General features: G+C 55.0%; 17 protein-coding genes. 10 read left to right on the top strand and 7 right to left on the bottom strand.

Annotated features, from left to right (window positions below; genetic code table 11):
* Positions 1-100: 100 nt before the first annotated feature.
* Entirely contained in the window at positions 101-496 is a 396-nt protein-coding gene (locus tag ACYVGU_RS06730; protein ID WP_460621397.1) for a DUF4259 domain-containing protein, read from the bottom strand.
* Positions 497-674: 178 nt separating this feature from the next.
* Between ACYVGU_RS06730 and ACYVGU_RS06725 the strand changes: the two genes are divergently transcribed.
* Genes ACYVGU_RS06725 through ACYVGU_RS06710 form a run of 4 tightly spaced genes read left to right on the top strand, consistent with a single transcriptional unit; the run spans position 675 to position 5259 of the window.
* Positions 675-1247 (top strand): biliverdin-producing heme oxygenase, encoded by a 573-nt coding sequence (locus ACYVGU_RS06725; protein WP_460621396.1) that lies wholly within the window; start codon positions 675-677, stop codon positions 1245-1247.
* Positions 1229-3547, top strand: coding sequence for an ATP-binding protein (locus ACYVGU_RS06720; protein ID WP_460621395.1), 2319 nt, complete (start codon positions 1229-1231; stop codon positions 3545-3547). The genes ACYVGU_RS06725 and ACYVGU_RS06720 overlap by 19 nt, the downstream gene beginning before the upstream one ends.
* Positions 3544-3990, top strand: a complete 447-nt coding sequence (locus tag ACYVGU_RS06715; RefSeq protein WP_460611816.1) for a response regulator — start codon at positions 3544-3546, stop codon at positions 3988-3990. Before ACYVGU_RS06720 ends, ACYVGU_RS06715 begins: the two co-directional genes overlap by 4 nt.
* A gap of 12 nt (positions 3991-4002) precedes the next feature.
* Entirely contained in the window at positions 4003-5259 is a 1257-nt protein-coding gene (locus tag ACYVGU_RS06710) for a sensor histidine kinase (protein ID WP_460621394.1), read from the top strand.
* A 3-nt stretch (positions 5260-5262) separates the two neighbouring features.
* Here the strand turns inward: ACYVGU_RS06710 and ACYVGU_RS06705 are convergent, their stop codons facing one another.
* From ACYVGU_RS06705 to parS, 5 genes are all read right to left on the bottom strand, one after another.
* The gene (locus tag ACYVGU_RS06705; protein WP_460621393.1) at positions 5263-5907 is read right to left on the bottom strand and encodes a flavin reductase family protein; all 645 of its coding nucleotides are present in this window, start codon (positions 5905-5907) and stop codon (positions 5263-5265) included.
* A 169-nt stretch (positions 5908-6076) separates the two neighbouring features.
* Positions 6077-6649, bottom strand: a complete 573-nt coding sequence (locus ACYVGU_RS06700; protein ID WP_460621391.1) for a fasciclin domain-containing protein — start codon at positions 6647-6649, stop codon at positions 6077-6079.
* 233 nt (positions 6650-6882) lie between these two features.
* Entirely contained in the window at positions 6883-8331 is a 1449-nt protein-coding gene (locus ACYVGU_RS06695) for a L,D-transpeptidase family protein (RefSeq protein ID WP_460621390.1), read from the bottom strand.
* Between the two features lie 189 nt (positions 8332-8520).
* A complete protein-coding gene (locus ACYVGU_RS06690) occupies positions 8521-8982 on the bottom strand; it encodes an RES family NAD+ phosphorylase (RefSeq protein WP_460621389.1) in 462 nt (153 codons plus the stop codon).
* Between the two features lie 73 nt (positions 8983-9055).
* A complete protein-coding gene (gene parS, locus ACYVGU_RS06685) occupies positions 9056-9508 on the bottom strand; it encodes a type II RES/Xre toxin-antitoxin system antitoxin (RefSeq protein WP_460621388.1) in 453 nt (150 codons plus the stop codon).
* Between the two features lie 150 nt (positions 9509-9658).
* Here parS and ACYVGU_RS06680 point away from each other — a divergent pair, with 150 nt between their 5' ends.
* The 6 genes from ACYVGU_RS06680 (at position 9659) to ACYVGU_RS06655 (ending at position 17352) form a co-directional block, all read left to right on the top strand.
* Complete coding sequence (locus ACYVGU_RS06680) at positions 9659-10219, top strand: RNA 2'-phosphotransferase (protein ID WP_460621387.1); 561 nt, start codon at positions 9659-9661, stop codon at positions 10217-10219.
* Between the two features lie 67 nt (positions 10220-10286).
* Positions 10287-10967, top strand: coding sequence for an HD domain-containing protein (locus ACYVGU_RS06675; RefSeq protein ID WP_460621386.1), 681 nt, complete (start codon positions 10287-10289; stop codon positions 10965-10967).
* A gap of 22 nt (positions 10968-10989) precedes the next feature.
* Complete coding sequence (locus tag ACYVGU_RS06670; protein WP_460621385.1) at positions 10990-11232, top strand: hypothetical protein; 243 nt, start codon at positions 10990-10992, stop codon at positions 11230-11232.
* A gap of 127 nt (positions 11233-11359) precedes the next feature.
* Entirely contained in the window at positions 11360-13939 is a 2580-nt protein-coding gene (gene gyrA, locus ACYVGU_RS06665; RefSeq protein ID WP_460611826.1) for a DNA gyrase subunit A, read from the top strand.
* 85 nt (positions 13940-14024) lie between these two features.
* Entirely contained in the window at positions 14025-15167 is a 1143-nt protein-coding gene (locus tag ACYVGU_RS06660; protein ID WP_460611827.1) for a tetratricopeptide repeat protein, read from the top strand.
* A gap of 1138 nt (positions 15168-16305) precedes the next feature.
* Positions 16306-17352 carry a hypothetical protein gene (locus tag ACYVGU_RS06655; protein ID WP_460621384.1) on the top strand — a complete coding sequence of 349 codons (1047 nt, stop codon included), beginning with the start codon at positions 16306-16308 and terminating at the stop codon, positions 17350-17352.
* A 154-nt stretch (positions 17353-17506) separates the two neighbouring features.
* Here the strand turns inward: ACYVGU_RS06655 and ACYVGU_RS06650 are convergent, their stop codons facing one another.
* Entirely contained in the window at positions 17507-19204 is a 1698-nt protein-coding gene (locus tag ACYVGU_RS06650; protein WP_460621383.1) for an ArnT family glycosyltransferase, read from the bottom strand.
* Positions 19205-19217 lie beyond the last annotated feature (13 nt).

Genomic DNA, 19217 nt, shown 5'->3' with positions numbered 1-19217 from the left:
CCCACAGGCACCCTAGTACAAGCGCGCCGGGCGCCGCCCATAGAGGAGGGTGGGGCGCCCGGCGCGCTTGTACTAGGGTGTTTAGTTCGCTGAACCGTTGTTATGCTAGTCGCTTCAGCAAATCCTGCTGCACGGCCTGCCACTCGGCTTCTTGTCCGGCCTGCTGGTACAGCTCCAGCAGTTCCGATTTTTTGGCTACTGCTTGAACCGCGCGTTGTGCCAGGTCAATCAGCTCGTCTTCGTCGCTTACATCCAGCTCATCGGTGAGGGCGAGCAGCGCCGGTGGAAAGCCGGGAGCGGGCGCACCTAGGTAGGCCGCCACTACTTCTGCAGCAGCCAGAGCCGGTGCCGCCGTATCGATTTCCAGATAGCCATCTTCTTCGGCTGCCGATACCAGCGCTTCCAGCAGAAGCACTTCACTCGGGTCATCCTCAAACTCAGCGAGAAAATCGGCTGCGTCGTCGAGGTCTAAATTCTGCAAGCTATTCGTTGCCATATCTTGTCACATCAGGAGTAGCCCAAAGATAGGTGCCTTACCAGAGTTACTGGTTGGTGCAGGGGCCAAGCGTCCTTTTCCCCAGCAGCTGAGCAGCAATAAACGGGTGGTTTCCGTGTTGCTACCACTGATATTAACGTATTTCGTAGTTCTGATGCCCAAAACGGAGTTAAGGAACATGCCCATTGCCCCCGACGTACCAACCGTATTGCAGCGGTTGCGCCATGAAACCCGGCCTTACCACGAGGCGCTGGAACAAAATGAATTCAACCAGGCTCTAGCCGCTCACACTGTTACGGAGGCGGCTACCCTGCATTTCCTCACCAAGCTCTACGGGTTTCTGGCGCCCTACGAGGCGGCATTGCGCCAGCATGGGTTACCAGCGGAGTGGCAGCTAGCCGACCGCTACCGGGTGCAGTGGCTACTCCAGGATTTGGCGCCGGATGGTGCGCCGGGTTCATTGCCGCTTTGCCCAGATATGCCGCCTTTGCACACGCAAGCTCAACTGTTAGGCGCCATGTACGTAATGGAAGGCTCCTCGCTCGGTGGGCAGGTGATTGCGCGGCAGCTGGCCAAGGCCCACATTCCGTATCGTACGTATTTTACCGGCCGGGCAGAGCGAACCGGTTTGCTATGGAAATCCTTCTGCCTCTTATTGGAGCAAGCTGCCGGTCCGGAGAATGAAGACGAAATCGTCGCCTCCGCCCGACTTACTTTTCAAAAACTACACGCGTGGATAAACCAGGCTTAGCTATTACCGATGAAAGCCTGTTGGGTGCGCCCATCACGCTGACTAACTGCGACCGGGAGCCCATACACATTCCGGGTTCCGTTCAGCCCTATGGCTTTTTGCTGTGCCTGGATGAGCAAACCCAGCGCGTGGTGCAGGCCAGCGAAAACACGCAGGCGCTCATCGGAATATCAGCAGAAGAGCTGATTGGCACCGGCCTCGACCGGTTGCTAGGGCCAACCCGGCTAGCTGAGGTAGAGCAGGTACTTCCTACCCTTACCGAAGCCGCCAAGTTGCTCGGTACCCGCCTGGAAGCAGTGCCGGGCCAGCCTTTCTATAAGCTGATTTTGCACCGCTACGACGGGCTGCTGTGGGCCGAGTTTGAGCCCGTAGCAGAAAACAGCCCGCCCGCTCTGGATCTACCGTTTCTGAATGCCGCCCTAGGGCAGATGCTGGCCGCAACCACCGTGCTCGAATTCTGCCAGCATGCGGTAGAAGAAATACGCGGGATTACCGGCTTTGATCGGGTGGCGATTTATCGGTTTGCGGCCGATGAAAGCGGAGAAATTATTGCCGAAGCCAAGCGCGACGACCTGGACCCCTGGCTAGGGCTGCATTACCCTGCCACCGATATTCCGCAGCAGGCCCGGGCCATGTACTTGAAAAACTGGCTGCGCTTTATTCCGGATGCCTCCTACGTGCCAGCTAAGCTGGTGCCAACGCTAAACCCGACCAAAAACCGCCCACCCGACATGACCTATGCCGTGCTGCGCAGCGTGTCGCCCATTCACTTGGAGTACCTGCACAACATGGGCTCAGCGGCCACCATGACGATTTCCCTGATTCAGGGCGGCAAGCTGTGGGGCATGATTACCTGCCACCACCAGTCGCCGATGCTGGTGAGCTACGAACTGCGCGACTTATGCCAGTTTGTGGGCAAAACCTTCTCGGCGCTGCTTGGCTCCAAAGAGCAGCACGATGAGCAGGCCTACCAACTCCACATCCGCGAAACCCAGGTGCGGTTGCTGGAGCAAGTAACTACCCACGCCAATTTCATCGAAGGCCTGTACCAGCACAGTCCTACGCTGCTGGACGTGTTTGATTGTGGCGGAGCGGCTATTTGCTTTGAGCAGGACATCATCACGCTGGGCACAACTCCTACCAAGGCCCAGATTCAGGAGCTGACGCAGTGGCTGCAGCAACACGTGCAGCAAGAGGTGTTTTACACCAATTCCTACGTGCGCCACAACCCGGCCGGCCTTGAAATTCGGGCGTCGGCCAGCGGCATTCTGGCCATTACGCTTTCCCAGGAAGCCCCAGGTGACTATATTTTCTGGTTTCGGCCCGAGATGATTCAGACCGTGACGTGGGCGGGCAAAAACGACAAGCTGCAGAAGTTGGCCGATGGGCAATTATTTCTTTCGCCCCGCCAGTCGTTTGAGTCGTGGAAGGAGCTAGTAGAAAGCACGGCGGCAGCCTGGAAACCCATGGAAATTGAAGCGGCCAAGGAAATCCGCCTGCACATTTCCGATATCCGCCTAAAGGTATTTAATGAGCTACAAGCACGCGCCCTAAGCCTGAGCCGCCTGAATGCGGAGCTGGAGCGCAGCAACGATGAGCTCGATTCCTTTGCCTACGTGGCCTCGCACGATCTGAAAGAGCCCCTGCGCGGCATTCACAATTATTCCATCTTTCTGCTGGAAGATTATGCCGACCAGTTGGATGCCGATGGGGTCCAGAAGCTCCAGACTCTGGTGCGGCTCAGCCAGCGCATGGAAGCCCTGATTGAGTCGTTGCTCCAGCTCTCGCGCCTAGGCCGGCAAGATTTGCAGGTAGAGGAAGTTGATATGAACCTGTTGGTCAGCGAAGTGCTGGACCTACTCTCGCCCCGGCTAGAGCAGACCGAAACGAAAGTGGAAGTGCTGCAGCCACTCCCCATTATTCGGGGCGATGGAACGCGCCTGCGGGAGGTGCTCAACAACCTGCTCACCAATGCCATGCGCTACAGCACGCAGGCTAGCAAACAAGTAACGGTGGGCGTGGCCCCACCTACGGCTCGGGGGCCTCAGGGAACAGGCGCTCCGGAAGAGTATGTTGTGTTTTTCGTGCGCGACCAAGGTATTGGCATCGACGCCAAGCACCACGAAACCATCTTTAAAATATTCAAACGCCTGCACAGCCAAGAAAAATTCGGGGGCGGGACCGGAGCTGGCCTGGCAATTGCCAAAAAAATGATTGAAAAGCACTTTGGTGAAATCTGGGTAGAGTCCGTACCAGGCCAAGGCGCTACCTTCTACTTTTCGATTTCCAAACACCTATGATTGCTGCCCCCTTAACGCCCATTCTTGTGGTGGAAGATAGCCTGGAGGACTTTACGGCCCTAGGCCGGGCCTTCCGGAAAAATGCGCTGCAGAATCCGGTGCTGCGCTGCGAAGACGGCGACCAGGCTCTGGAATACCTGCAGGGGTATGGCAAGCACCCATCGTGGCCCCAGGTGTTGCCCGCCATTATTCTGCTGGATCTGAACATGCCGGGCACCGATGGACGCACCGTGCTCGGAATCCTCAAGCACGACCCGCGGTTGCATTCCATCCCTGTCATTATCTTCAGCACTTCCTCCAATGCGAACGATATTGACGAGTGCTACCGGTTAGGGGCTAACAGTTACTTAACCAAACCGGTAGAGTATGCCATGCTGGAGGAAAAAGTGCGGTTGGTTATTCGGTACTGGCTGGAAACAGTTGAATTGCCCATTACTCGATAGAAGGTTTCAGGCGTGAAAAAGATCTTACTCATCGATGATAATGAGCAGGACCGAGAACTGTACAAACGCTTTCTGAAGCGTCAACCAGGCAGCTCCGAGCAGTTTATCATTCAGGAAGCCACTTCCGGCGAAGAAGGGCTAGCCATGTTTCAGTCAGTGCGGCCTGATTGTGTGTTGCTGGATTACAACCTGCTGGATACCGATGGCCTGGCCGTACTGGCGGAGCTGCAAAAGCTTACCCCGCCTGATACGCTGTGTGTGGTTATGATTACCGGCGGGGGTAGCGAAACCCTGGCTGTGCGCGTACTTAATGGGGGGGCGCTTGATTACCTGGTAAAGCAGCAGTTTGATCGGGAGCTACTGTACAAAACGGTAATTCATGCCATTGAAAAAAATGAGTGGCGCCAGCACGTAGCCCAGCACCACCAGCAGCTGCAGCAGGTAAATCAGCAGCTGCGCGAATCGTTGGCGGCCCTAACCGAAACCCGCCAGCAGATTCAGCACGCCAATGGGCAGCTACAGGCGGCTAATGAGGAAATACAAGCGCATAACCAGAAGCTGGATACCACCAACCAGCAATTAGCTCGCACCAACGCCGACCTGGATAACTTTGTGTACGCGGCCTCGCATGATTTGCGCCAGCCCATTCATAACCTGCGTGGGTTGTTTGAGGAGCTGCGCCGCTCGGCTAGGTTTGATGACCCCGAAGAAGAGCTGCTGCTACGGCTGGTAGATGACTCCTTGCGCAGCATCACCACCACCATCACCGATTTGGCCGCCGTTGTGCAGGAAGGCCGCCTGCCCAGCGACCAGCATACCGAGCGGGTAGAACTGGCTAGCCTTACCACCGAGGTGCTGCAGTCATTGCGCCCTGAGTTGCTAGCTGCCCAAGCCAACGTAACCACCCATTTTGAGGCGTTGCCCGAGGTATCGTATATCCGGAGCAACCTGCGCACCATTCTGCTCAATCTGATCAGCAACGCTCTGAAATACCGGCATCCGGAGCGGGCATTGCGGCTTCAGGTGTGCTCGGGCCTAATACATGGGCAGCCTGTGCTAAGCATTCAGGATAATGGTTTGGGGCTTGACCTAGAGCGATACGGTAAAGAGCTATTCCAGCTGTTTCGGCGGTTTCATCCGCAGGCCGGCGAAGGTACGGGCGTGGGCTTGTTTCTGGTGAATCGGCTGGTGCAGGCGCAGGGCGGCCGCATTGAGGTGGAAAGCGAAACCAACACCGGTACCACCTTTCACTTGTATCTGCAAAGCTGAAAACTACTCGGTTAGGGGCAGCTCCGGCAAGGGCTGATTGGGCCGGGCATAACCGTAGCGCCCCACTGGCGTGGCGGTATAATACGTATCGAGGCCGCTAAGACAAACAGTTTCGGCCCCGACCAGATCCAGGGAGCCATCGGTGCGCACTACCCCTTCGGGCAGGTACAAGTGCTCTACACTGCCGATAAACAACACCGTCCCGTTCACTTCAATGGGTACTTCCTGTACCAGCTTCAGACCCAGCCGTAGCTTGCTTTCCTGCACGTACGGAGCCAGAAATCCATCGTGGTAGGCCGGGGTAAGGCCGCAAGCCTCAAACTCTGATACCTCACGCGCAAAATTGGCCGAGGTCAGGTGGGCCTCCTTCATGATGCCCGCGTGCACATGGTTGAGGGTGTAGTAACCAGTCGCTCGAATGTTGTCGTAGGAGTGGCGCGGTACCGATGGCGGCCGCATCACCAGCCCGAGTAGCGCCGGATTCGACCCCAGGTGCACCACCGAGCTAATAATAGCCAGATTGGTTTGCCCTTCCGCATTGCAGGTGCCTAGCAGATTTGCCGACTTAAAGCCCGTGACGGCGTTAATCAAATTCAGGCGGTATACCTTTTCCAGGTTGGCTACATCGGCGGCAGTAAAGTGGGGCATTGCAGGACTTGTTGGGGCTAGTGAAATGCTACAACCAGTAACCCGGCAAAATGTATGTCAACTAATTATGTAAATCAAAAAAAATAATTCACCCATTAACATAAAAAGCACCGTTAGCTAAATAAGCTAACGGTGCTTTTTATGTTAATGGGTGAATTATGCTAGCCTATTAAGGCATCAATACGCTGTCAATTACGTGAATTACGCCATTGCTTTGCGTTACATCATACGTTGAGATAGTAGAAATACCACCTTTCTCATCTTGCAGCACTACGTTTTTCGGGCCGTTCATCATTGCCTTCAGCGTGCCGCCGCTCACCGTCTTCAGGGTAGCGGTGCCTTTGCCGGCCTTAATGGCGGCCATAATCTTCTCGGCGGTCATGTTGCCGGCTACCACGTGGTAGGTCAGGATTTTGGTGAGCGTGGCTTTGTTCTCGGGCTTCACCAGGGTTTCTACCGTACCGGCAGGTAGTGCGTTAAAGGCGGCATTGGTAGGGGCAAACACGGTGAACGGGCCTTTGCCTTGCAGCGTTTCTACCAGACCAGCGGCCTTTACGGCGGCTACCAGGGTCGTGTGGTCTTTCGACTTAACCGCGTTTTCAACAATGTTTTTGTTGGGGTACATTGCCTCGCCGCCAACGGACACCGTACCAGCCGTAAGCATGGCCTGGGCCGAAGCAGAAGTAGCAGAAGCCGCGCCGAGTACGGCAACGAAGGCGAGGGAAAGCAGGGACTTTTTCATGGATGAAGTAAGGGAGGCTAGGTGAGCAATGAAACTATTTGCCGGCACTTACGCCCCCTAACTCCTCATCGGATTTAGGGTAGTTCAATTATTTTTACTTACTCAGGAACTAAAATCAATTAATTCGCTGGCTGATAATCAAAAGCGGGTTAGATGGTCGTATGCTTATTTTATAAATAGCTAGCTGAAAATTAAATTAAGTAGTGGTTTATCAGAGGGTATCCGCCTATATTTTATTGCTCGAACAGGGCCGCGGCCAGGGGGGCATCAAGGTGATAAATATCGGGCAGGAAGTTCAGGCGGCCGTTGTCGGTTTCACAGGTGTAGTAGCGGAGGTAAATGCGTAGCGGGCGTTGCAGATCAAACCGGTGCTTCTCGCGGTTTCGGATGCTGGCGTGCATGGTGGCCAGGTCGGGAAGGCGGCCTTCGCGGCGCAACAGGTACTCGGCCAGCTTTACGGGGTTTTCTACTCGCACGCAGCCGTGGCTTAGCGCCCTGTCGGCCCTAGTAAATGCTGTGCGCGCCGGCGTGTCGTGCAGGAATACAGAATGTTCGTTGGGAAAATAGAATACCACGTTGCCCAAGGCATTAAACGAGCCCGCCCGCTGGCGGATGGCGTAGGAGAACTTCTCCGGCGTTATTTTCTGCCAGTTTACCCGCCACGGATTGATAAGGCGGTTGCGGCCATCGTAGAGGCGGTAGTGGTTGTCGTAGAGGTAGCTGGGGTCACGCTGGAGCTCCGGCAGAAACTCCCGCACCGCAATGCTGTAGGGCACGCGCCATTCCGGTGCCGTCACAAACACCAGCAAGCGGCTGCTAACCAGCGGTGTGGGCCACTCAGGCTCCCCCACAATTACCTTATGCGTTTGCACTACCTGCTCGTGGCGCATTACCTGGAGGCGGTAGGCCGGAATATTTACTATAATGTATTCCGAGTCGGTGGGCGCTTCCCAGCGCAGGCGTTCCAGGTTAAGCGCCACTTGCCGGAATCCCGCCACGGTATCCTGCATCAGGCGAGCTGAGTCGGTGGGAGAAGTACGCAAGGCTTTAGTCCAGCTTGTTTGCAGCAGCCGGTAGCGGCGAGACGCGGGCTGAGCGCGCAGCAGCATAGCTTCAAAATCGGGAGTGAGCAGCGCCTCGTGCAGCGCGTTGGCGGCCTGCCGAGCCACCAGGGAATCGGGCTGAACTGCGGGGGTAAGCGAATGGGGCTGGAGGTAGCCTTGCCGCAGGTGGCTGCTATAGCGCAGCAGCGCATCGGTTAGCCGCAGCTCAAAACGGGCTAGTTGCTGGTTGCGCAGCTTAGCCGAGGGCGCCAGCCGCAAGGAGTCGGGCAAGGTGAGGAGCTGGTCCCAGGCGTAGCGGCTGCGCGGAAGGCCTACTTCGGCGGCTCGCCCCAGCAGGGCCAGTGCCCGCACGGCCTCTTGGTTCCAGCCCGCTTCCTGAATCCAGCGGGCAGTGAAATCGTGCTCGGCATAAAACACGTGCACGGCTTGCCCATACCGAAGACCTAGTTGCTGGTAGGTAGCTTCGGGCTGATACCGGGCCGGGGCGAGCAAGGCACGCAAAGATGCCTGGGCCAGTGCAGGAGGGCCTGTCGGCTTACTTGGAGACGTCGACGAGTCCTCGCCCTTGTTGTTGGAATACCCATCCAACGACAAGGCGCAGCCAGCGAGGAGCAGCAAAGCAAAAATGGCAGACCGCACGGTGCTTCTTAACCTGGCCATCGGGGGAGTGGGGGTAAGAAGTGACGGGAAAGCGGATAGTATGGGTTACGGCATAGAAAAAACGCGAAGACAGACGATGAATAAGCGTAGAATAATTTACGCAAAAATTATGATTACTAGGCAATTAACTGCTGTAAAGTGTGCGGCCTAGAGTCCCGCTTGTTTCAAACGGGCATCAAATGGATGGGGCTCTAGGCTTACCGTTCGGAGCTGGGCGTGGTCGGGGTGGAGCGGGTTGAACAGGTAATTCCACTCGGAGGGAGCATGGGCCGAGGGCACGCGCATCAGCCAGTACCGGCCTTCTTCCAGCCAGGCCCGCCCGATTTCGGCCAGCTCCGAAGGGTAGGGAACCTGCTGCCAGTTAACGGGCAGATCAGAGGGGTTTATCTGCAGATACGGGGTAGCGTCGGGCAGCTCCAGGGTGAGGGCAAAGTAGTTGCGGGGCAGCACCGGCGAGTTGGCCAGCACCTCCAGCTTGGCTAACGATAGATGTTCGGCGGTGTAGAGAATCTGGGAGCCAATGTTGTGCCAGCGCCCGCCGTAGTAGAGTCCGCCCTGGCCGGAGGTATCGGAAATGTAGGGCGCTTTGCCGAGCCGATATACGAGCATCAGATCAAGATAAATACACTGCCCGCGCCCAATCTGGCGTAGCGGATTGGGCGCGGGCGGCACTCAGGAAAGCTTACGAAAAATGACCGTGCTGAATGCGGCCCAGCACATCCTGCACTTGGTCGCGGCCAATAACGGAGTGCAGCAGGTTTTTGGGTTTTTGCCCCCCTAGGGCCGGAATAGGCGAGTTCAGCCAGAAATGCAGGTCTTCTTCGTCTTCAAACACCTCCATGCCCTTCACCAGCACCGCCGAGAGCTGAATGGCTTTTTCGCCCTCATCCAGAGTTAGGGGCTTTTGGGTTTGCTCGCGCCGAGCCAGGGTGCTTTCTGAAACACCCAGCACGGCGCTCATTTCCTTATTGGAGAAGCCCAAATGTCGTTGCAACGCCCGCACCGCCTGCACCGAAATGCCCTTGATGGCGACGGCCAGCAAATCCATTTCATTGCGCACCAGCTGCGGAATTACGGCCGGCCCACCCATCAGGTCCACCATGTTGGCCACCGAAGTTTTACGAACGACTGTCATTTGCGTGTTTTTTACTCGTCATTTGAAGGCAATATACGTAGTAACTACACAACCCGATGAAATGATTCAGTGAGGTAAGAGCAGAGCCCTATCTTACTAGCCTCTTATTTCCCCCAAACCCTGCCTTAGCAGGCCATAAGTAGGTTTCACATGACCGATAAAGAACGAGTACAGCTAAGCAAATTCCTGAGCCTGCACCTGCGGCATACGCCCGAGGCGCTGGGCCTCACATTAGACTCCGGCGGATGGGTGGCTGTAGCTGATTTGCTGGCCGGCGCCAACAGCAACAGAAGAACTGGACCGCTCCTAACGCAGGAACTACTAGAGGAAGTGGTACGCACCAACGACAAGCAACGGTTTGCTTTTGACGAAACCGGTACCCGCATTCGGGCCCAACAAGGCCACAGCCAGGAGATTGATCTGGAGTTGCAGCCGCAGGAGCCGCCGGGGGTGCTCTACCACGGTACTGTGGCCTCGGCGCTACCTGCCATATGGGCCCAAGGCCTGCTGAAAATGAAGCGCCACCATGTGCATTTATCTCCGGATGTAGCCACGGCCCAGCGGGTAGGCAGTAGGCGAGGAGCACCCGTAGTGCTGGTACTAGATGCGGCGGGGCTACACGCCACCGGGGCCGTGTTCTATAAGTCAGGCAACGGCGTGTGGCTGACGGACCAAGTGCCACCCGAGTTTCTGCGGCCGCTGGAGGGTTAAGCCCGCCGAAGGCCTAGTAGGCCTGTATTTTCAACTTACTTTTGGGGCTGTATTTAGCTGCTTTTCTATGTCCACTGCTGTTGCTGCCGACCTGCTTATTACCGCTACGGCGGAGTTTATCCGCAAAAAATTCCTGCACGAGGGCTCCGGCCACGATTGGGAGCATATCCGCCGGGTGTGGCAGGTGGCTCGTTCCCTAGCCCTGCAAACCCCGCAAGCCGACTTGCTCGTGACGGAGCTGGGCGCCTTGCTGCATGACGTAGCCGACTGGAAATTTCACGGGGGCGATGAAGAAGCCGGGCCGCGCGCCGCCCGGCAGTGGCTGGAGAGCCAGCAAGCGCCGGAAAAGGTTATCCAGCGCGTGGAGGCCATCATCCGCGAAATCAGCTTTAAGGGCCTGGGCGTAGCTACTCCCATGAGTACCCTGGAAGGCGAGCTGGTGCAGGACGCCGACCGGCTCGATGCCATTGGCGCCATTGGGGTAGCCCGAGCCTTTGCTTACGGCGGGCACAAGGGCCGCCCCCTGCACGACCCCACTGTGCCGCCCCTGCAGCACGCTTCCTTTGAGAGTTATAAGCAGAACACGGCGCCCACCATCAACCACTTCTATGAGAAGCTGCTGCACCTGCGCGAGCGGCTGAATACGCCCGCCGCGCTGCGGGTGGCGGAGGAGCGCCATGCCTTTATGGAGCTGTTCCTGACGCAGTTTTTGCGGGAGTGGGATGGGCAGGATGTGCCCCAGGAGTAATTCCTATTCCTATCTTTACCCCATGCGTTTTCTCCTCCCGTTTTCCCGCTTTCTGGTGCCATTGCTGGTGCTCGTGCTAGCCGCTTCCTGTCGTACCTGCCCGATGGCTTCCTGCCACACGCGTAAGGTGCATCTGCACAATGGTACCAAGTACCGCGGCCAGCCCTGGTTTAAGAAACAGAACCCCGCCATCGGCGAAAAAATCAAGGTGCACAAGCAGGGTTCAGGCAAGCATCAGAACGACAGGAGCAAGACCCTGAAGTAACCCTTGAATCGGGTTTCTGGCTAGGTAAAACGGCATTTTTTGCGTATCTTGCAAGCTTAAACAAGTTCACTCTCACGGGTCCGAAAGCTCCTCTAATAGAACCTTTCGGACCGACTACATTCTCCCTATGGCGGAAGGCGAAAAGATCATTCCGATAAACATTGAAGATGAGATGCGTGGGGCCTACATCGACTATTCGATGTCGGTTATCATCTCCCGGGCTCTGCCCGATGTGCGCGACGGTTTGAAACCCGTGCACCGGCGCGTGCTCTACGGCATGTCGGAGCTGGGCGTATCCTACAACAAATCCTATAAAAAGAGCGCCCGTATTGTGGGGGAGGTGCTTGGTAAGTATCACCCCCACGGCGACTCCTCGGTATACGATACCATGGTGCGTATGGCCCAGGACTGGAGCCTGCGCTACCCCCTCGTCGACGGTCAAGGTAACTTCGGTAGCATCGACGGCGACTCGCCGGCAGCTATGCGTTACACCGAGGCTCGCCTCAAGCGCCTGGCCGACGAAATGCTCGGCGACCTGGACAAGGACACCGTTGACTTCCAGCCTAACTTCGATGACTCCCTGGAGGAGCCATCGGTCATGCCGGCCAAGTTCCCTAACCTGCTGGTGAACGGAACCACCGGTATTGCTGTGGGTATGGCTACCAACATGGCGCCGCACAACCTCACAGAGGTAGTAGATGGCATCATTGCCTACCTGGCCAACCCCGACATTACCATTGCCGAGCTAATGGAGCACGTAACCGCTCCTGACTTCCCCACGGGAGGTATCATCTATGGCTACGAAGGAGTAAAGCAAGCTTTTGAAACCGGCCGTGGCCGCGTAGTAATGCGCGCTAAAGCCCACTTCGAAACCACGCCCACCGGCAAGGAGCAAATCGTGATAACCGAAATTCCCTATATGGTGAATAAGGCGAACATGATTGAGAAGACGGCGGCCCTCATCAACGAAAAGAAGATTGAAGGTATTGCCGACTTGCGCGACGAGTCGGACCGCGACGGTATGCGCGTGGTATATGACCTGAAGCGGGATGCCATGCCGACGGTTGTTCTCAACAACCTGTATAAGTATACCCAGCTGCAGTCTTCCTTCGGGGTGAACAATGTGGCCTTGGTGAAAGGTCGTCCGATGACCCTGAACCTGAAGGACCTCATTCATCACTTTGTAGACCACCGCGCCGACGTAGTAATCCGTCGGACCCGCTACGAGCTGGCGGAAGCCCAGAAGCGTGCTCACATCCTGGAGGGTCTGCTGATTGCACTGGACCACCTGGATGAGGTAATTGCCCTGATTCGCGGCTCGCGCGATGGTGAGGTAGCCCGTCAACAGCTCATCGAGCGTTTCTCGCTGAGTGAGGTACAGGCCCGTGCTATCCTGGATATGCGTCTGCAGCGCCTCACCGGCCTGGAGCGCGACAAGATTGTGGCCGAATACAACGAGCTGATGGCCCTCATCGACCACCTGAAGGCTGTTCTGGCTTCGGATGAGATGCAGCGCGACATTATTCGCAACGAGTTGCTCGAAATCAAGGAGCGCTACGGCGATGCCCGCCGCACCGCCATTGAGTACGCCGGTGGCGACTTCTCGATGGAGGACATGATTGCCGATGAGAGCATGGTGATTACCATCTCCCGCGAAGGCTACATCAAGCGTACGGCCCTCGACGAATACCGGGCACAAGGTCGGGGAGGAGTTGGTGCCCGCGGTGCTACCTCTAAGCAGGATGACTTCACGGAGCACCTGTTCGTAGCCACCACCCACGAATACTTGCTGTTCTTTACGGAGCTAGGGCGCGTGTTCTGGCTGAAAGTGTACGAAGTGCCGGAAGGAGGGAAGGCGACCAAAGGCCGTCCGATCCAGAACCTGATCGAGATTCCGCGCGAAGACAAGGTTCGCTCCGTACTCAACGTGCGCGGCCTGCGCGACCCGGACTACCTCGACAATACGTTCCTGATGTTCTGCACCGAGCAGGGCACGGTGAAGAAAACGCCGCTCGAAGCGTATTCGCGTCCTCGTACCGCTGGCATCAACGCTATTACCATCAATGAGGGCGACCGTCTGCTGGACGTGCAGCTGCTGAACGGCAACTCGGAGGTAGTACTAGCCCTGCGTTCGGGCCGAGCCGTTCGTTTTCCCGAAGAGAAAGTGCGTTCCATGGGCCGCACGGCCGCCGGGGTACGTGGTATCACGCTAGCCGAGGAAGGCAACGACCGGGTAGTGGGTATGGTCTGCATTGATAAGGATAGCCAGGACGAATTGCTGGTAGTGTCGGAGAATGGCTACGGCAAGCGCAGCCCCTTGGAAGAATACCGCATCACCAACCGTGGTGGTAAAGGTGTTCGGGCCATGAAGCTGACCGAAAAAACCGGACAGCTGGTAAGCATCAAGGCAGTGAATGATTCCGACGACCTGATGATTATCAATAAGTCGGGTATCACCATCCGGCTGCGCATGAGTGATCTGCGCAGCATCGGCCGGGCTACTCAGGGTGTTCGGCTGCTGAAAATCAGCAACGGCGACGAAATTTCATCGGTAGCGAAGGTGGCTGCGGAAGAAAAAGTAATCGATTCGGAGCTTGAGCCGGTAGACGGCCTAGAGACCACCGGAAGCCCGGATGTGGAAGGCGCCGCTGCAGTAGATGCAGACGTAAGCGACCTAACGGCACCGGATTCCATCAGCGCTAATTAACTTGCGACGGCAGAACTCAACTGGGAGTTCTGCCGTTTGCGTTGCAATTCCTTTCACTTTACGCATGATCTTCAGCAAAACTCCCATGAAGAAGACCATTTTGACACTAGTAGCTGCTGCCGCGCTCCACACTGCGTCGGCTCAGAACTCAGCCGTAACCAACGCCATTCTGTTTCAAAAGCAAGGAACGCTGGATAAGGCCCGCACGGAAATCGACAAGGCCATCGTGCACGAGAAAACGCAGGGCAAAGCCAAGACCTGGTATACCCGCGGCGAAATCTATGAGGGCATGGTTGCTAGCCCCATTTATGGCAAGAGCCTGTCGGCTGGTGAAGGCACCAAGACAGCCTTCGAGTCGTACTCTAAAGCGTTGTCACTGGACGGCAAAGACGGCGAGTATGGCAAGTTGGCTACCCAGAAGTTGGACGGCTTGTATGGCCTAGCCCTGAACGCCGGCGTGGAAAACTACAACGGTAAGGACTTTGACAAAGCCATTGAGTCATACAAAATGGCTCAGCAGATTCGTCCACAGGACACCACGGCGTATCTGTACGCGGCGTATGCTGCTGAGGCCAAGCAGGATTTCGCCGGTGCCAAGGAGATGTACAGCAAGCTTCAGGGCATAGGCTATAAGTCGCCCCAGATTTATGGCCGTCTGCTGCAAATGGCTCGTCAGGAAAAAGACGATGCTGCGGCTATGAAAGTGTTGCAGGATGCGCTGGCCGCATATCCGAACAACAAAGGCTTTATGCTGGAAGAGCTGAACATGTATATCAGCTCAGGTCGTGGCAAAGAAGCACTGGAAAAGATCGATCGTGCCATTGCCGCTGATCCTACCAACTCAAACCTGTACGCTGTGAAAGGTTCGATTCTGGACCAGGACAAGCAGCCAGCCAAGGCGCTTGAGGCGTACAAGAAAGCCGTAGAAGTAGATCCGGCGAACTTTGATGCCAACTTCAACCTAGGCGTATACAACTACAACAAGGCAGCTGACTTGTACACACGGGCTAGCAAGATGAGCCTGGCCGAATACCAGAAGTCGGGCAAGAAGTTCGAGGCTGATGGCAAGAAGTATTTCCAGGAGGCGTTGCCATACTTCGAGAAAGCACTACAAGCCCAGCCAGATGATCGGGCAACTATCTCGTCTTTGCAGAAGGTGTACTTGCGAGTTGGCCGCACCGCGGATTCAGAAAAGATGTCAGCAAAGCTTGAGTCACTGAAAAAGTAGTAGAACTAGCTTCCTTATTTAAAGAAGGGGAGTAAGATAATAGCATAGCCCAGGCACAATAAAGGTCTGGGCTATGTTTACAAAACTCTACTTAACATAATATAAATTATAAGACAAAGGGATAATAGAAATGGAAGGCCGCACACGGACCTATAGTATAGTTCGGTGTCTGTCGAGTCTAAGTAAAGTAACATGTCGTGTTGTGGGGTATCTAGGAAGTTAAAGAATCCTGTCGTCCTGAACGGGCAAAGAGCATTCAATAGACTTTGTCAAACGTTCAGGCAACCAAAGCTTCTTCGGCTACCCACCACAACGCTCGGGCTAAAATCAGGCGGCTCGCTAAATCGCACCACGTAATCAATAAATATCAGGTAAGCGCTTTCTGTTTCTCCAGTTCCAGAAACGTCAGGGTGTTGCGTCAGTTGACTCCTCCTCTGATTGATTTTTCCTTGAAGCTTGCAAGAGTTGATGTAAAAAGATATTAGATGTGTGTGAACAGAACTGTCCCATAAACCAAGGGTCTGATGCAACTAGTATGCACCACTAGATTATTGTTATAGCTGAAGTGTCTATGGCTGCTTATATTACAAACGGCTTCTGCCTATGTACCCTTAGCCTAGCACTGGTTTATTGATTGAGAGTATAATTGAACTGGTATGTTTGCCGCCCCTTGAGCTAGCTTGATCTTTTGTAGTGTGAGGTTATAGCAAGGGTTGCTTCCCTCCTTTTGGCCCGTTGTGCAATTGCAGGTAACTGATCAGGTGAATCAAAATATAATCTGCTGATAAGCCAGGGCTATATGTTAGATATAAGCCTGTATAAGACAATCAATGGACACGAGGCCTTCCTTAACAAGAAAGGCTAAGAAGTGTGCTAGCACGAGTCAATTGGGGGATTTAGACTGCATTATAGTCCCCTGCCACCGCCCGCCGCCCCCTATGGTAGAAGGTATTATTAATAAATAGGTGATAGATGAATAGATAATAGTATGGATAATAAGGTTATATAAGTAAATAAAAGCACAAAAAGTAATAAATAGCAATACTGTTTATACTTTGTACTACTTATATATACTTTATACTGCTGATTTTTGTAATACCCTTACTATCTTTGTATACCATATACTTCAATTCCTTTTATGCCAAAGACAATTGATTACCCCCGTACTTCTTACCTAAGCGCTTGGGAAGTAGCTGAAGTGGTAGATGACACTGGAGGCAAGTGTGCTATTGAAACAGCTGCTCGCAAGCTTAATCGTAAGGTTAGTGGTTCTTTCAAAGCTATTATTGGATCTGCCGTCAAGTTCGGGCTGCTTACTAGTAAGCGGGAGTTCCTGACCACCACAAACTTGTTCAGACGCATTAAACATGCCTATGATAAACAGGAAGAGAAGATCTACCATCGCGAGGCATTTCTTCATCCCCCCTTGTTTACTCAGATATGCAGAAAGTTTCGCAACCGTGAGCTCCCAGTTCACATGTTCGACGTGATGCTGATTCGGGAGTTTGGTGTGGAGGAAATCAATGCGCAGAGTGTTGCCAAGGCTTTCGTGGATGGGGCCCGTATGGCGGACATCATTGATGAACGCAACGTGATAGCTGATATTGACCAACTAGCGGCCCAGACACCCCGGCGTGAGCTAGCCAGCACAGATATGCCCCTGAATATGTTTCAGCCAGGTGCGGTAGCTTCTGCAGGTGCCAGTAGTGCCTCTATAGCATCTGCTGGCGTTGCTCCTATGCCCCTACCTACGCGCCCTAATGAGAGTATAAGTTCTACAACACCTCTTGTACCCGGCGGGCGGGCAGCAGATGCTGTATCAAGCTTATTCGGCCTCGATACGGACGATCTGGAAGAGACAGAGCCTACCCATGCTGCTACTGTGCTACCATCTAAGGCAGGCCCTGAGGCTGTCTTTGTACCGTCACACTCCAGTCCTAGCGAACCGGCTCCACTTGTACCACCCCTTCCCACTAAGGAAACTCCAAACGCCGCGGCCGTGGCACCACCGGTAGCTGCTTCCCCTGTCTACAATAGTGCGCCTGCAGCTACCGCTACTACAGCCAGCTACAGTATCCAGATTAATGGGCCTGGCATAGATACGCAGCTGTTAGTTCAGGACCTAGATGACTTGGCTATTGTGAACATCTTATTGGAGAAGATAAAACGCCAACTCAGTAGGTAAACACCTATTTACCGTTCAGATAAAATACAGTTAGCCCCTGCCAGCGAGCCTCGTGCAATCGGAGTCTCATTGGCAGGGGCTATTGTATGATAACACCACATGCACCGCTGTTTACTTATTATGTTAAATATGATTATAGCTAAAAACTCTCTAACTACCTGACGATTAATTGCTTTGTGGATTTGCCTCTAATTGGATCTATCCGTGACACGAACCAAGAACCCGAATCCTTTTCTCGACCTAAATAGAAAGTATCAAGCGGGGTGAAGGTTGCAACCTGCTGCCACCCTAGTGGAAACCGTTGTTGAATGGGCCCCGGAGAAAATACTACCACTGGAGCACTCAGGGAAGCAAGGGCTGCCAAATCAGGTTTCCACCTAGGAATAGGACGACCAGCCAGCCATATCTGCTTAACGTGTAAGTCATCGAGACTACGCCATTCTAAGCGCGCAGGGACTGGTTGGTTCCGAACGTCCCGCATGTGGCGGAGGCCAGGATAATCTTTACGAGCCTCCCAGATAGGATATATGGGCATTAATAGCAAGACTATAGCGGCAGTTGCGCTTAATGTAGCCGCCATAAGCGCAACCGGCTGCTGACGGCGAAGCCCCCGCCCTACTACCCAGATGGCCAAGAGACCGAACACACCGACGGCTAGTGCAAAACGAACAGAACCGGCTTCAAACCCCGGCAGATGCACCATAGCCAACGCCATCGGCAGCCCCACCAATAATACCACCATTAAGCTCCCCCAGGCCAGAACAATCCGCCGGTCGTTGGGAGAAAGCGGGTGGTTTTCCCAGTACCGAAGCAAGCCACTAATGAGAAAAGCCAAGGCCGGCATCAGGGGAAGCATGTACCGCTCTTTCTTTTCAGGAACCAGACTCAGCAGTACCAACCCAGCTACCAACCACCCCAGCGCCACCCAATACGGAATAAAACGGCTGGCTCGGCGGCGAGCATAAGGCACCACCAGCGACGCTAGGCACACTAAGGTCCACAACCCGGTAAAGGCAAAAAAAGACCAGTAATACCAGAGCGGCTTGACGTGCCGTTCGCTCCAGGAATTAATTTCGGTTTGGGCCACGTGCAAAGCGGCCGGAGCCACGTGCAGCCAAATGTAGAACGGCCAGGCAAACCCCACCACCAAAGCTACAGCCACCGCCAGAGCAGTGTTTCTGCGTTGGTGGGCAACTAACCGACGGTGCTCAGGCTGCCCAATCAGATAGCCTAGCAGAAATGGAAACAACACCGCATACACGGCCACCGGGCCTTTGCTCAGAATAGAAAGCCCAGCCAGCACGCCGGCCCCTAGCATCGGCAACAGGCCATTTACAGGTTGCTGCCAGCCTTTAACCAAGAGCCATAGAGCCCCCACCATAAAACTGGTGGCAAAAATATCCCACTGCCCTTCCCGGCCCACCGTAATTACCAAAAGACTACTAGCTAGCACCAGGGCCCCAAACCAGGCGGTTCGGCCAGGGCTTTCCGCCTCCTCAGGCCGATTACGGGTAAGCTCCCGGGCCAGGCCCCAAAAGAAGAATACCAGCAGACTTGCGGCCAACGCCGCCGGAACCCGTAGCAACCCCAGATTTTCAGTGGGGCCGGTTAGGCGCTGTAGTGCCGCCACCGTCCAGGTAGGCAACGGCGGTTTAGCCAGCCGTAGCTCCCCGTTGAGTGTGGGAATAAGCCAGGAGCCCCCCGCTACCATTTCCCGAGCCGCTACAAAGTTGCGGGCCTCCATCAAACTTACTTCCGGGGCGCTGCTATGGACAAAGAAACTACACACACACACCACCATCACCGACAGCACACGCCCCCAACGGGTTTCACTTAATGCCGAAATGCGCATAAAAGGATATAAC

This window comes from Hymenobacter tenuis, assembly GCF_054780495.1.
Note: the sequence above shows the minus strand (reverse complement) of the source record. Positions and strands in the feature narration are given on the sequence as shown.